Source organism: Rasiella rasia (assembly GCF_011044175.1).
Classification (GTDB): domain Bacteria; phylum Bacteroidota; class Bacteroidia; order Flavobacteriales; family Flavobacteriaceae; genus Marinirhabdus; species Marinirhabdus rasia.
In genome coordinates this window covers 186,891-201,825 of record NZ_CP049057.1, presented here as the reverse complement: position 1 = coordinate 201,825, position 14,935 = coordinate 186,891, and the positions used below count along the sequence as shown (strand labels likewise).

Sequence of the window (14,935 nt, the reverse complement as noted above, 5' to 3'; positions counted from 1 at the left end):
GGGAATACTTATGTGGCAGAAAACAATAAAGAACTTTACTCAGAATCCCAAGAACGATATTCTTTCTGGATTAACCGTAGCACTTGCGCTGGTTCCAGAGGCAGTTGCATTTGCATTTGTTGCAGGAATAGACCCATTAGTGGGACTCTATGGCGCATTTATGATGGGAATTATTACAGCCCTATTTGGTGGGCGCCCAGGAATGATATCTGGTGCTACTGGAGCCATGGCTGTAGTAATGGTTCATCTTATTTCGAAAGGGAACGAAGTTGGTGAAGCATTAGCCACTCCAATAGAAAACCTAGGTTTACAATGGTTATTTATTACCCTACTTGCCGTTGGTGGTATTCAAATATTAGCGGGTGTACTTCGCTTGGGTAAATTTGTACGTTTAATTCCGCATCCTGTAATGATGGGCTTTGTGAATGGTCTCGCCATTGTGATATTTAAGTCGCAATTAGGTCTATTTCCTGAAGTTGCAGTAGAGGGAATTTCAATAGTAAACAATACTGGAGAATGGTTTAGTGCTTTGTTTAGCAATCAAGACTTCTGGATTATGCTTGGTCTAGTTGCACTAACCATGGCCATAATGTACGGCCTGCCTAAGCTTACAAAAAAAATACCTGCCGCGCTTACAGCTATTATAATTGTAGCGGCCTTGGTTATCTTCGGAAAGATTGACGTAAGCACCGTAGGTTCTTTTATTAGAGATGGTGGCGGTGATGGTCTACAAGGCGGACTGCCTACCTTCCAAGATCAAATTTTCACATTATTTTACACACTACAAGATAATATATGGACAGTTTTATCGTATGCCTTTATTCTTGCTGCAATTGGTTTAATAGAATCACTAATGACCTTAAGCCTTATAGATGAAATGACCGAGACAAGAGGTAGTGGTAACCGTGAATGTGTAGCGCAAGGAGGTGCAAATATTCTTAACGGACTCTTTGGCGGTATGGGCGGATGTGCAATGATTGGTCAGAGTATTATTAATATAAATTCTGGCGGACGTGGAAGGCTTTCGGGTACTATTGCCGCAGTTGCGTTGCTTTGCTTTGTATTATTTGGTGCGCCATTAATCGAGCAAATTCCTATTGCTGCACTGGTTGGGGTAATGTTTATGGTAGTGATTGGTACGTTTGCTTGGAGTAGCTTTAGAATTCTTAATAAAATTCCTTTAACAGATGCTATTGTATTAATTGCCGTATCGGCCATAACTGTATGGCAAGATTTAGCGATTGCTGTTATTGCTGGGGTAATTATGAGCGCATTGTCATTTGCATGGAAAAGTGCTACAATGATTCGTGCACGCAAACACATAAAAGAAGATGGCACCAAGGTATATGAAATCTGGGGGCCCTTATTCTTTGGATCTACAACGGCGTTTAATAGTAAATTTGACGTAAATGGAGATCCAAAACACGTAGAAATAGATTTCATTGAATCTAAAATTTCAGATCATTCTGGTGTTGAAGCCTTACGAAACTTAGCAAATAAGTACATTGACAGCGGTAAAAAGGTAACGCTCACACACCTTAGCCCAGATTGCAAAGCCATGCTTCTAAAATGGAACCCAGAATTTAGTACCATTATTCAAGACGCAATTGATGACCCTCGCTACCACGTAGTAACAGACATGATGGATTCTGAAGTTTAACTTAGCAGTTTCTAGCCCTATACATTTTAATAAATTTATCAAATATTTATGATTTGATATGTTTTACCACTGTCTTTATATATTACATTCGTCCTCTTTTTAAAAAGTTATAAATGAAGAATTTAGCTTGTAAATTAATCTTAGGTATCGCTTTAATTTCGTTAAACGCAGCCATCGCTCAAACTGATTCAACAGCTGTAAAGACAACAGATTCGGTTGAAATTCAGCAAAAAAATATTCAAAAAAAACTCGCTGATCTCGAAAAACAAAGGCTTTTAGATTCTATTCGGAAAGTTGACTTACAGCAACAAATTGCTTCATTACAGACTGATGACACCTATAAACGTAGCGAACTTCAACAACAAATAAACACTCTTAACCAGCAAGAAGAAGCTTTACTCCTTCAGAAAAAATTAGAAATTGCCGCGTTAAGAAAGAGCACTAAAGGACACCCAGTAATAGGCTTCTTTAATGACACCTTATTTCTAATTCACACAAAATTAGGAAGCTTTTCGGCCAAAGAACGTGCAGAGGTAATAACAACTAGAATAAAAAGATTACCAGACAACCGCGATTTCAGTGTTGATTCTCTAAAAATAGTAGAAGCCGAAGCAACATTTGATGTGGTGTATGGAGAAGATAGTGTAATTAGTATCTCTCAAAATGACGCCCTTTGGGAAGAAACAACCACAGCCGAGTTAGCAAACGTCTACAAAACTAAGATTAGCGATGCAGTACTGCGCTATCAAGAAGAAACAAGTATTTGGACCCTGTTAATCAATATCGGACTAGCACTACTAGTACTTGTAGCTATCTGGTTTCTCATAAAATATATCGCACGATTCTTTCAGTGGACAGCTAAAAAAATTGAAGGGGAAGAAAATAAACGTATAAAAGGAGTAAAAATTAAAGAGTATACTCTGTTTGATGCAAAGCGTCAGGTTGGTGCATTTTTATTCTTAAATAAAATTTTAAAATGGATTACGCTTCTTTTTGCTATTTACATCACTTTACCTATTCTGTTTGGTATCTTTCCTTGGACTAGAAATTTTGCAGACACGCTTTTTGGCTATGTACTCAACCCGGTAAAGTCTATTCTATCAAGCATTTGGGACTACCTCCCTAACCTTATAACCATAATAGTAATTGTATTTGTTTTTAGGTACGTTTTAAAGGGTGTACACTTTCTAAAAAATGAAATTGCACAAGGAAATTTAAAAATCAATGGTTTTTATCCAGATTGGGCAAATCCTACATACCAAATTGCACGCGTACTTATCATTGCTTTTATGATTGTGTCTATTTGGAGGTACATTCCAGGAAGTGATTCTCCTGTATTTCAAGGGATTTCTGTTTTTCTTGGGTTCTTATTCACGTTTGGTTCAGCGGGTTCGCTTTCAAATATCATTGCCGGATTGGTGCTTACCTATATGCGATTATTTACCATAGGTGACCGTGTAAAAATTGGAGAAGTTACAGGTGATGTAATTGAGAAATCATCGCTAGTAACTAGAGTACGTACAGTTAAAAATGAAATTATCTCAATCCCAAATAGTACGGTAATGAATAGTCATACTATAAATTATAGTAGCGATGCACCCGAAAAAGGATTAATCATTCACAGTACCGTGACAATTGGATATGACGTTCCTTGGAAAAAAATGCATGAAACGCTTATTGAAGCTGCCAAAAGAACAGATTTGGTGTTGGAAAACCCAGAACCTTTTGTACTACAAACTAGTTTAGAAGATTTCTACGTTGCATATCAAATTAATGCTTACGTTCGTGAAGCAAATAAGCAAGCTGCTATTTACAGCAACCTACATCAAAACATTCAGGATGTTTGTAACGAAAATGGTATTGAAATTTTATCACCACACTATCGTGCTGCTAGAGATGGTAATACAACAACTATTCCCGAGAATTACCTACCAAAAGACTACAAAGCACCTTCGTTCCGTTTTATGAATAAAAAGGAGTAGTATCAAAACGTATGAAATTAAAAAGCTGCATTCCGTGATTAAGAGAATGCAGCCTTCCGTTTTTGATTGATGAATTTAATAGATTACATCATACTATAATCTAGTTTCTTTAAGAGCGGATCGCCCACTTGGCTTGAAAAGACCATATCAGTAATTGCATGATATTTTCTAGCAGGGCCTCTGCCCTTCTGATCTCTCCAGAGTTTTGATAAGGTTGTCATAATAGGTTTCGTTTTTTGAATGCTGATTGATGCTCGAGATTACGTATCTATCGGTAACGTCTCTTACTGTTCCAAGCATAGGCTTTAGATTGTTTTACTCTCGATGTTAATGCATCGCTGTCTAAGGTTCTCATAATAATAGTTTTAAAGGGTTATATTAAAGAGACGCTTAACTTTTATTTTTGTTACAGTACTATGTATTACAAAGTAGTATTTTAACATATTTTAACAATCTTAGCATGTTGTAGCTACATGCCAAAACCTACTAAATAGGTTGTAATTCGATAAAATTTCAGCTTAATAAAAGACCTACAATGCACTAGCATTTACCGTGAGAAGTTAAGGAAGTAGCGCAATTAGCGAGGGTGTTCCCTAATAAATAGTTTTGTAATTATTCTATGAAAGAATGTTTTCTTGGAAATATCAGTTCCGTTAATTCTAGCTTTTTCAATTTTGTACTTTACCAGAATTGATATTGCGGCCACTCCACCTATCACTAACATTACTGATATTATAATAGCATAATAGGTATCTCCCATCAGATAGTCTTTAACAGACCACAATGTATATCAAACAAAAGAGCCAATAAGAATGTTAAAATGTCATTTCGATTAAAATGTACATTTTTTTGATAAAAGACATTCTTCTAGCCAAGTTTCCTCATCAATATTTTACATTTTGTATTTGAAGAATAAAATCTAAGTAGCATTTGGCTAAGAAATCCTAAGTCCGTTTTCTACCTTAAGTCCAGGGTGCAGCAAGGTTACATCTTTGTTGTTAACCGCGCCTAAAAGTAAACACTCGCTCATAAATGGTCCTATTTGTTTCTTCGGAAAGTTTACGACAGCCACAATTTGTCTCCCTAACAGTGCTTCCTTAGTGTACAAGGTAGTAATCTGAGCAGATGATTTTAGCACACCTATTTCAGCACCAAAATCAATTTTAAGCTTATATGAAGGATTTCTAGCTTCCGGAAAGTTGGCGACCTCTATAATGGTACCCACTCGCATCTCTACTTTTTCAAAATCTTGCCAAGATAAATCACTCATCGTGGGTAATTTTAAGTTTTTTACGCATCTCTTCAGAAATGTATGTTCCAGCCGCACTATAATTATCTACAAGCAGTCCTTTCCTTCCGTCTGAAGTCTCAATAGCAAATAATATAGAATTGTCTCCAGGATCAGTCATTCCCTCAAACCGAAAGTATCTAACTACTTCACAGTCTCCTGCTTTCCATTCTTGTTTTAATCCTTTTGACACGATTCCTTCTTCTACCAAATTAAAATCTTCGGTATATCCTTCTTTTTGTAATTGTGCAATCGCTACCGAAAGCGAACTATATCCATGATCCATAATACATTGGTTTTCATTAAAGATACATAGGCAAATAGAGACTTTCAAATTTTTATAAAACCTTTAATATATTACAACAATACTGTATACACAGAGAGAACGTGTAGAATTGTATCTTTGTATGTAACACACCAAACCAATTTTCTACTAATAAAGAAAGATATTTTATGGCCTTAACTCCTTCCACCATGTTGCCATTAGGCACGGTTGCTCCAGATTTTACACTTATAGATGCTAGTACCAACAAACCAGTTAGTCTAGCCGAAATACAAGGCGAAAAGGGAACTATAGTCATGTTTATATGCAACCACTGCCCTTTTGTAAAACATGTAAATGAAGAATTAGTACGTGTTGCAAACGACTATCGCGTAACAGGTTTTGGTTTTGTTGCCATTAGTAGTAATGATGTAGAAAAATACCCGCAAGACGGCCCAAGATATATGTGGGACGTGGCTAGAAACGAAAACTACCCATTCCCGTATCTATTTGACGAAACACAAGAAGTTGCCAAAGCATTCGATGCCGCGTGCACACCCGATTTTTACTTATTTGACGATGCTCTTAAACTTGTTTATCGTGGACAACTAGACAATTCTCGTCCCGGAAACGGAATTCCGGTAAACGGTCGAGACCTTCGGGAAGCAATAGACAATATATTGAATAACCATCCGCAGCGCGAAGAACAAAAGCCAAGCATGGGCTGTAATATTAAGTGGAAATAAGAGCTAGTCTAATACGTTCAACTTTGCAAAACGTAAAAGCAGTTTTTTCAAGCCGCCATTTTCAAAATTAATTTCTGCTTTGGTATCGGCTCCAACGCCTTCAATCTTGGTGATTTTACCTTTCCCAAAACGTACGTGCTCCACAAAGGTGCCAACGGCAAGGTTGGATGCTGCAGGATTAAAATCTTTACTCGCACTACTTTTAACAGGTCGTAATCTTCTCAACTTTCGAAGTTGTTCTTCGGTTGGGCCTTTAGGCGGTGTTCCTGAAGTTGGTTTTTTTAAACGCAACTTGCTATGGTCTACTTCCTCAAATATATCGGCATCGATTAAGGGTTTGTAGCGATGTTCGGTAATGGGAGTTAAATATTCTAAAAAACTAGCGTCAATCTCTTCAATAAATCTGCTAGGTTCTGCATCTATTAATTTCCCCCAACGGTATCTACTCTGCGTATAGGTTAAATACGCTTGCTTTTCAGCTCGGGTAAGTGCTACATAAAACAAACGACGCTCTTCTTCCAATTCTGCTCGAGTACTCATACTCATCCCACTTGGAAAAAGTTCTTCTTCCATTCCTACTATATATACATACGGAAATTCTAGCCCCTTTGCCAAGTGTACTGTCATAAGCGCCACTCGATCTTCATCGCCTTTGTCATTATCTAAATCGGTTGCCAACGCCACATCTTCAAGGAATTCTGCTAAAGAGCCTGTAGTATCGGCTAGTTCTTTTTGTTCTTCAACAAAATCGCGCATCCCGTTTAATAACTCTTCTATGTTTTCGATACGAGCAATACCTTCAGGCGTTCCGTCTTTTTTTAGCTCTGTTACCAGACCTGTCTTCTTGGTTACATGTTCGGCTATTTGAAACGCATCGTAGTTCTGATTGATTACCTGAAAGCTCTCAATCATAGTAGTAAAATTCTGTAGCTTATTTTTAGTACCACTATTAATTTTTAAGTCAATTTTATCAATAGCCTTCATCACTTCAAAAATAGACCTCTGGTAATGATTGGCTGCTACCGTTAATTTTTCTACTGTCGTTTGGCCTATGCCACGCGCCGGATAATTGATTACCCGTTTTAATGCTTCTTCATCTTTCGGATTTAGAATAAGACGTAAATAAGAAATTACATCTTTAATTTCTTTACGCTGGTAAAAGCTCAATCCGCCATAAATTCTGTAAGGAATATCCTTTTTACGAAGCGCATCTTCCATAGCACGAGATTGTGCATTGGTTCTGTACAGAATAGCAAAATTTCCAAAGCTAGACTGTTCATTCATTGCAGTTTCAAAAATATTGCTTGCAACAAATCTACCTTCATCACCATCTGTCATGGTTCTATTCACCTTGATTTTGGCACCTTCGTCGTTAGCAGTCCAAACAATTTTATCGAGACGGGTTTTATTTTTTTCTATGATGCTATTAGCAGCATTTACAATGTTTTTGGTAGAACGATAATTCTGCTCGAGTCTATATACATTTACGTCGTCGTAATCTTTCTGAAAGTTTAAAATATTATTAATATTCGCCCCGCGAAAGGCATAAATACTCTGCGCATCATCTCCCACTACACAAATGTTCTGAAAGCGATCTGAAAGGGCACGAACTATAAGGTACTGACTATGGTTGGTATCTTGATACTCATCTACCAAAATGTACCTAAAACGATTCTGATAGCGTGCCAACACCTCTGGGAACCGTGTTAAAAGCTCGTTGGTTTTCAGCAACAAATCATCAAAGTCCATTGCGCCAGCTTTAAAACATTTTTCTACATAGCTCTTATAAATATCACCTAAACGTGGCATCTTAGCCATAGCATCTGCCTCTTGTAACTCTGGATTATTAAAATACGCCTTAACTGTAATTAGGCTATTCTTATAACTAGAAATACGCGAATACACCTGCTTATATTTATACACGTCTTTATCTAGATTCATTTCTTTTATTACAGCCCGAATAACACTTTGCGAGTCTTGGGTATCGTAAATGGTAAAGTTGGTGGGATAGCCTAATTTATCGGCCTCAAAACGAAGAATTTTAGCGAAGACACTATGAAAAGTCCCCATCCAAAGGTTTTTGGCTTCGCTGGTTCCAACTATTTGAGAAATTCGCTTTTTCATCTCACGCGCAGCCTTGTTGGTAAAAGTGAGCGCTAGAATATTAAAAGAATCAACTCCTTGACTCATTAGGTAGGCTATTCTAAAGGTAAGCACTCGTGTTTTTCCCGAACCAGCACCAGCGATAACAATCATTGCCCCGTCTTTCTGCAGTACAGGTGCACGCTGGGCGTCATTTAATTGTTCTAAATAATCTTGCAATTTGTATGTAATCTGAAGTTTAAACGAAAGATGAAAAATACTGAAATTGCGCTGATTTACTAGCTGAAACTTTCAGAAATTATAAACATCGCTTTCTTCTGTCAATTTCTTCAAATTTGAATATCTTTAACCCTCTTATAGTAGGCAGTTGCGAGTTGCGGTTGCCCATAAAACTTCTATCATGAAATATATTCTTTACTGCCTTCTGCTATTACTTACCATCAACGTGCATGCCCAAATGGATAGCAAACTTTTAAAAGACATTAATGCCATTGAAAGTCAGGTAATAGACTGGCGGCACTATTTTCATGAGAATCCAGAGCTCTCTAACAGAGAATTTAACACCGCTAAAAAAATTGAAGAGCATCTTAAAAGTTTAGGTATGGAGGTGCAAACAGGTATCGCAATCACAGGTGTGGTAGGCATTTTAAAAGGTGACAATCCAGGCAAAGTTGTTGCTTTAAGAGCAGACATAGATGGCTTACCTGTTACAGAACGAAATGATCTCCCGTTTAAAAGCACAAAAATCGATACGTTTCTAGGAAACGAAACGGGAGTGATGCACGCTTGCGGCCACGATACTCACATTGCTATATTAATGGGTGTTGCAGAGGTACTTTCAAAAAACAAGGACAAAATTAACGGAACGGTAAAATTCATTTTTCAACCTGCCGAAGAAGGACCACCTCCGGGAGAAGAAGGTGGTGCCAAACTTATGGTAAAAGAAGGTGTTTTAAAAAACCCAAATGTAGACGCAATCTTCGGTTTACATATTAACTCTGGTACTCCGGTAGGTACCATTAGATATAAACCAGGCGGCACTATGGCAGCAGTAGAGCGCTTTGTGGTTACTGTAAAAGGAAAACAAACGCACGGTTCTGCGCCTTGGACAGGGGTTGATCCTATTCTTATTTCAGCAAAAATTATCGATGGTTTTCAGACTATTATTAGTCGTGAATCGCCATTAGTGCAAGAAGCTGCCGTTATTACCGTAGGAAAGATTACGAGCGGAGTTCGATTTAATATCATTCCAGAATCTGCAGAAATGATTGGTACCGTACGAACATTAGACCCTCAAATGCGTGAGTTAATAATTAGAAGAATGACCGAAATGGCCCGCGATATTGCAAAAGCCTATGGTGGCGAAGCAAGTATAGATTGGCAGAATAATACGGTAGTTACTTACAACGACCCAGCGCTTACTGCACAAATGTTACCAACCTTAGAAAAAACAGCGGGTGCGGCGAATGTAAAATTAATGAAGGCTACTACAGGTGGGGAAGATTTCAGCTTCTTTCAAGAGAAAGTACCTGGATTTTACTTTTTCTTAGGTGGAATGACCCCAGGAAACACAACTCCGTATCCGCATCATACGCCAGACTTTAAAATTGACGACAGTTCTATGCTGCTTGGGGTTAAAACAATGACACAGGTTGCAATAGACTATTTGAATGCGAATTAAAAATCTTCTGACTTTTAAAGAATACTAATTTGAGATTTAATTTTTGGATTTTAAGATATCTATGGAAAATATATTAGAATTTTTAGGAAATATACCTTGGTGGGGCTGGACACTTCTAGTGTTAGTCATTGTGGCGTTGTACGATCTCTTTCAGAAAAAACACACCATTCTTAGAAATTTTCCTATTGTAGGCCATTTTAGATACCTCTTAGAGAGCATTGGGCCAGAGCTACGACAATACATTGTGGCAAACAACAGAGAAGAACTTCCGTTTAACCGCATTGAGAGAGGCTGGATTTATGCCTCTGCGAAAAATGAAAATAATTACGAAGGATTTGGTAGTGATCGTAATTTTTACGAACCTAACTATGTGTTTATAAATAATGCCATGCTTCCGTTTAAAGTAGCTCAAGACCATCCCAATAGAAAAGATCCTTACTTTCTACCCTGTGCCAAAGTGATGGGTGCTGGTAGGAGAAAAAAGCCATATAGACCAGCATCTGTAATCAATGTTTCGGCTATGAGTTTTGGTTCTCTTTCTGCGCGTGCTATTGAAAGTTTAAATCGTGGCTGCCACCAAGCACATGCCTATCACAATACTGGAGAAGGCGGATTGTCACCTTATCATAAAAAAGGGGGCGATGTGGTTTTTCATTTTGGCACGGGTTACTTTGGCGTTCGAGATGACCACGGAAAGTTTTCTATGGACAAAATGGTAGCATTAGTTCGTGAGAACCCGCAGGTGAGAGCTATAGAGGTAAAATTAAGTCAAGGAGCTAAGCCTGGTAAAGGCGGCGTACTTCCTGGTTCTAAAATTACTGCGGAAATAGCAAGCATTAGACATGTTCCCATAGGAAAAGATGTACTCTCACCTCCTACTCATTCGGCTTTTGAAGGTGTAGATGGTCTTATTAATTTCGTTGAAGCTATTGCAGATGCAACTGGGCTTCCTGTTGGGATTAAAGCCGCTATTGGTAAATTATCAGATTGGGAAGAACTCGCTAAAAAAATGGCAGCTACAGAAAAGGGACCCGATTTTATTACCGTAGATGGTGGTGAAGGGGGTACGGGAGCGGCACCTCCAAGTTTTGCAGATCACGTAGCGTTACCATGGGTTTTTGGTTTTTCTGATGTTTATCAAATTTTTAAACGCCATAACTTATGTGAACGCACTGTATTCATAGGAAGCGGGAAATTAGGTTTCCCAGCGCGCGCAAGTATGGCATTTGCCATGGGTGTAGATTGTATTAACGTAGCCAGAGAAGCGATGATGGCGGTTGGATGTATTCAAGCTCAAGTTTGTCATAACAATACATGCCCAAGTGGTGTTGCTACCCAGAGTAAATGGAGGCAACGTGGTATTAATATTGAAGATAAAGCAAGGCGTACCCATTACTATTTCAAAAATTTTAGAAAAGAGCTCTTAGAGATGACACACGCATGCGGTTATGAGCATCCTTGCCAATTTACCATGGAAGATGTAGAGTTTAGCCTTGGTGATAAAAATTTAGTTCAACCCTTATCAGCTTCCTTTGGGTATAACAAAGTGCCTGTATCATTTCAAGGGGTAGCATCGCTACTTGCGTGCAATCACCTTGGCGGAAATTATATCCCTGCAGATGCAGAAAAAGAAGTACAAAAGGCAATGGATAAAGATGAAGTACGTTATTAATAGTTTGAAAGCATAAAAAAAATGCCATTATGGAAGAAATGACTCAAGTTTTACAATATGTAGCCTATTTGTTACCCGCAATCGTTGTGGGAATTATTGCCTATTTCTTTTTTAAAGGTCATACTGCCAATGAAGAAGGAAGACGGCGCTATTTAATTCAGAAAGAGGCGCAAAACAAAATTTTGCCTACCCGTTTACAGTCGTATGAACGTCTCACACTTCTCCTAGAACGCATAGATCCCAACAGTCTTCTATTGAGAATTAAACCATTTTCTGATAGTACCGATCAATATGAAAAATTACTAGTAGACACTATCGAAAAGGAGTTTGAACATAATGTCACCCAACAAATTTATGTAACTCCAGAATGTTGGAATTTAATTAGTGCTGCCAAAAACGCTACAATACATATCATTCGCCAAGCAGCTATGCACGAACAAGGCACAAGTTCAGATGCTTTACGAGAGTACCTTTTAAGGCATTTTATGGAGGAAATCACTCCTTCTCAAAAAGCACTGGCGTACATTAAAAAGGAGGTCGCAGAATTATTCTAAGGCGTAAATAAATTGTTGCGAATAGCAAAAAGCACCAGCCCTATTCTATTCCTAATATTAAGCTTCTCGTAAATTGAGTCGCGGTATCCTTCTACTGTTTTCGGACTTAAAAACATTTTGTCTGCAATCTCTTTGTACGTCATTTCACTGCATGCGTATTGTAAAAATTCCTTTTCCCGCTCTTTTAACTGGATGTCATCTGGATTTTTATGAAGGGAGTTAACCAATAACTTGCTCACAGTATTTGTATGAAAATACCCCTTGCTCATCACTTGTTTAAGTGCTTCTTTTAGCACAGAACTTTTGGTGTCTTTCATAAGATATCCTTTAGCTCCGGCACGTAGCATCTTTAAGATGGTTTCTTCATTTTCTTCTACGGAAAGCGCTAAAACATGAACATCGGGATATTTCTCTGAAATATACTGCGTGGTTTCAATACCATTTAAAACAGGCATATTTATATCCATCAAAACAATGTCTGGGATGTTTTTCGGATTTTTAAATTTTTCTAAAAGTTCTTGGCCATTTTTACAAAGGTACAAGACCTCGAAGTCGTCAAAATCTGAGACCAACCCTCCAATTGCCTGGAGCAATAAGGTATGATCATCTACTACTACAACTGAATTTTTCATGGGTATATTTTGTTAGGTGTCGTCACTTAAATTTACGTAATAATTTGATTATAATATTGTTAAATCTTATTCTTTGCAGAGCATGCGTAGCATAGTGCCTACCTTAGGCTCTGAGCTAATGCTAAACTCTGCATCAATCACTTTAGCTCTATTTCTCATGTTTTTAATACCAATTCCTGAGAAATCTTTTTCGTCTGAAAAACCTACTCCATTATCCTTTGCAGTAATTAGTAGTTCGTTTTCAGTATATATTAACACAACATCCAAATGAGTTGCCTTAGAGTGTTTAATTGTATTCGAGAAAAATTCCTGTAAAATTCTAAATACAATAATTTCCTTTTTAGATCCAATAGAAAAAGGCAATCCTACCACACTGTAATTGGCGTTTATAAATCCAATTCTATTAAAACGCTCCATTTCTAATCGAATAGCTTCGCGTAAATTTAGACTCTTAAGCGCTTCGGGATTAATTAATTTTGAGAGCGCCCTTAACTCGTTAATCCCCTTTCCTATAGTTTCAGAGGCTTCGTCTATGGTTTCAGGCTTCTCCTTTGCGAGTTGCACTTGAATCTTTGCCAAGGTCATTAGCTGTCCTATGTTGTCGTGTAATTCCCAACTTATATTTCGCAGTGTTTCTTCACGAATCTCTATTTGTGTTTCCGAAAGTTCTGTTTCAAAAGCCTCTTGAGCATCTTTCTGTTCTCGTAAGAGCTTGTTTTTTCGACGAACAAAAACAGTAACCAAGGTGATAATGATACCTACCAACACCAATAGTATAAGTACCGAAACGAGTGCAGCTATTTCTGTCTGGTCCATAAAAATCCTATTATAAAGCAACCATTCATAATTAAAATTAATATTCGATGCACCACCAACAAGGTCATAAATGCTATCTCCCTACTTTCAAAAAAGTGTCGAGATAGCTTTATTGGGATATAGCCAACATAAAACAACAACAGTCCGATGCTCACCCAAAACAATAAGTCACGATCTATCTTAAGCTCCTGCGACGTGTACAAGATTTCTATAAAATACAAGATAATACACAATATAAGCATACACGCTCCAACGATGTAAGCCAACAGCTGCGGATTGGTATAAAACGAGCTAAACACTGCATTGGCAATACTACTTAACACAAATATTAATACCGCAGTAAGAATTACCTTTCTGTTCCTGCTACTTGTAGTATTCTTATAGTATACGAAGTAGAAATACAGGAACAGAATGATATTATAAACATTATAGATAACAACATTGGTGTGAAAGCGCTCTAGCACAAAGATTGCCGAAACTTCTGTAACAAAGACATACAGCAACAACCAAGGAAAAAACCGTAAATACGTATGACTATATTTTTTATAACATATAAAGGCAAATAGCGCGGCTATTCCTTCAAAGGCTAATACAGCATAAAATAAAACGGTATGTAACAATGGGTTGTCCAAGTTTCATAGGGTGGCTAATCATCAAAATCGGTATCTTCCTGAGGCGGCGGTGGTACTAGATTAGATTCGTTCAACAATAAACTTACTAGGTCTCCTGGATTTTGCGACATATTGGCCCCCATCATCGCATTTATATACAAAAATTTAGGTTTTGCGGCGCCATAACCTGCTTTTTGGGTATTTAAACCTGTTACCTTACTCTCCTGAACACTTTGGTTCTCCTGAGTTTCTTCATCGTCTTGCCCCCCTTGAACTAAATCGCTTACCAAAACAACATCCCGACCGCCAGTAGAATTTACACGAGTTATAAATCCGCGTTGCTTTCCGTCAACTACCGTAGTTGGTACAAGTACAAAAGAATTTTGACGCGGATATTTAACGGCCGTGCCATCGTTAAATTCGTTTGCATTAGGATAATTTGTGAGATAAAAGCGTAACCCGCCAATTTCTACATTTGCCAGTTTAGCTTCAGACTCAATAAATGCCATATATTGTTTTACTGTTGCGTAATCGTATTCTCCAAAACGTGTTGGATGAAATTCTCGCGTACTGTCTACACCCTCTTCGTACGTTCGTATAAGCGTTACTCTTCGTTCATAATAAGTATCGAACATTTCTTTAGCTTGTTCTACAGAAATTAACTCCCGCGGTGGGTCGTCATTTACAGGAGGAGTTTGATGCTCTTCACATCCTACTAGAAATGAAACTGCAAGCAATGCTATTGCCGTAAATTGAATTGATTTTCTTAGTGTTTTCATAGTTTCTATGTATTTAGTTCCATAAAGTTACACTAAAAATAAGCACTAAAAGCACAACTATAATCTTAACTAAAACTAAAAGTATTGAAAATGAATTGATTACAACTACTAAGCTTTCAAAATTGGGGGAATAGACTGAGCAAAAAAGG

13 protein-coding genes are annotated in these 14,935 nt (G+C 37.7%); 6 read left to right on the top strand and 7 right to left on the bottom strand.

All coding sequences use genetic code 11. The features are described from left to right. The first annotated feature begins 10 nt into the window (after positions 1-10). Both G5B37_RS00950 and G5B37_RS00945 read left to right on the top strand, forming a co-directional pair. Positions 11-1,660 (top strand): SulP family inorganic anion transporter, encoded by a 1,650-nt coding sequence (locus G5B37_RS00950; protein WP_164678178.1) that lies wholly within the window; start codon positions 11-13, stop codon positions 1,658-1,660. Positions 1,661-1,773: 113 nt separating this feature from the next. Then, positions 1,774-3,642: a mechanosensitive ion channel domain-containing protein gene (locus tag G5B37_RS00945; RefSeq protein ID WP_164678177.1), complete on the top strand. Its 1,869-nt coding sequence runs from the start codon at positions 1,774-1,776 to the stop codon at positions 3,640-3,642. Between the two features lie 934 nt (positions 3,643-4,576). On the opposite strand, the gene G5B37_RS00940 is transcribed toward G5B37_RS00945, so the two are convergent. Together G5B37_RS00940 and G5B37_RS00935 are read right to left on the bottom strand one after the other, a co-directional pair. Further along, a complete protein-coding gene (locus G5B37_RS00940) occupies positions 4,577-4,912 on the bottom strand; it encodes a tRNA-binding protein (RefSeq protein WP_164678176.1) in 336 nt (111 codons plus the stop codon). Beyond that, the gene (locus G5B37_RS00935) at positions 4,905-5,216 is read right to left on the bottom strand and encodes a phosphoribosylpyrophosphate synthetase (RefSeq protein WP_164678175.1); all 312 of its coding nucleotides are present in this window, start codon (positions 5,214-5,216) and stop codon (positions 4,905-4,907) included. Before G5B37_RS00935 ends, G5B37_RS00940 begins: the two co-directional genes overlap by 8 nt. A gap of 167 nt (positions 5,217-5,383) precedes the next feature. Between G5B37_RS00935 and G5B37_RS00930 the strand changes: the two genes are divergently transcribed. Further along, complete coding sequence (locus G5B37_RS00930; protein ID WP_164678174.1) at positions 5,384-5,938, top strand: thioredoxin family protein; 555 nt, start codon at positions 5,384-5,386, stop codon at positions 5,936-5,938. A gap of 3 nt (positions 5,939-5,941) precedes the next feature. Here G5B37_RS00930 and G5B37_RS00925 read toward each other — a convergent pair whose 3' ends face one another. Further along, positions 5,942-8,260 carry an ATP-dependent helicase gene (locus G5B37_RS00925; protein WP_164678173.1) on the bottom strand — a complete coding sequence of 773 codons (2,319 nt, stop codon included), beginning with the start codon at positions 8,258-8,260 and terminating at the stop codon, positions 5,942-5,944. Positions 8,261-8,441: 181 nt separating this feature from the next. Here G5B37_RS00925 and G5B37_RS00920 point away from each other — a divergent pair, with 181 nt between their 5' ends. From G5B37_RS00920 to G5B37_RS00910, 3 genes are all read left to right on the top strand, one after another. After that, a complete protein-coding gene (locus G5B37_RS00920) occupies positions 8,442-9,722 on the top strand; it encodes an amidohydrolase (RefSeq protein ID WP_164678172.1) in 1,281 nt (426 codons plus the stop codon). 61 nt (positions 9,723-9,783) lie between these two features. Then, positions 9,784-11,394 (top strand): FMN-binding glutamate synthase family protein, encoded by a 1,611-nt coding sequence (locus G5B37_RS00915; protein WP_164678171.1) that lies wholly within the window; start codon positions 9,784-9,786, stop codon positions 11,392-11,394. A 29-nt stretch (positions 11,395-11,423) separates the two neighbouring features. Beyond that, a complete protein-coding gene (locus G5B37_RS00910) occupies positions 11,424-11,948 on the top strand; it encodes a DUF7935 family protein (RefSeq protein WP_164678170.1) in 525 nt (174 codons plus the stop codon). On the opposite strand, the gene G5B37_RS00905 is transcribed toward G5B37_RS00910, so the two are convergent. The 4 genes from G5B37_RS00905 to G5B37_RS00890 all read right to left on the bottom strand — a co-directional run bounded on the left by G5B37_RS00905 (position 11,945) and on the right by G5B37_RS00890 (position 14,786). After that, the gene (locus G5B37_RS00905) at positions 11,945-12,580 is read right to left on the bottom strand and encodes a response regulator transcription factor (protein ID WP_164678169.1); all 636 of its coding nucleotides are present in this window, start codon (positions 12,578-12,580) and stop codon (positions 11,945-11,947) included. The genes G5B37_RS00910 and G5B37_RS00905 overlap by 4 nt on opposite strands. A gap of 66 nt (positions 12,581-12,646) precedes the next feature. After that, positions 12,647-13,396 (bottom strand): sensor histidine kinase, encoded by a 750-nt coding sequence (locus G5B37_RS00900; protein WP_164678168.1) that lies wholly within the window; start codon positions 13,394-13,396, stop codon positions 12,647-12,649. Beyond that, positions 13,378-14,028, bottom strand: a complete 651-nt coding sequence (locus G5B37_RS00895) for a hypothetical protein (protein WP_164678167.1) — start codon at positions 14,026-14,028, stop codon at positions 13,378-13,380. Before G5B37_RS00895 ends, G5B37_RS00900 begins: the two co-directional genes overlap by 19 nt. Positions 14,029-14,042: 14 nt before the next feature. Beyond that, on the bottom strand, positions 14,043-14,786 hold the full coding sequence (locus tag G5B37_RS00890; RefSeq protein WP_164678166.1) for a hypothetical protein: 744 nt from the start codon (positions 14,784-14,786) through the stop codon (positions 14,043-14,045). Positions 14,787-14,935 lie beyond the last annotated feature (149 nt).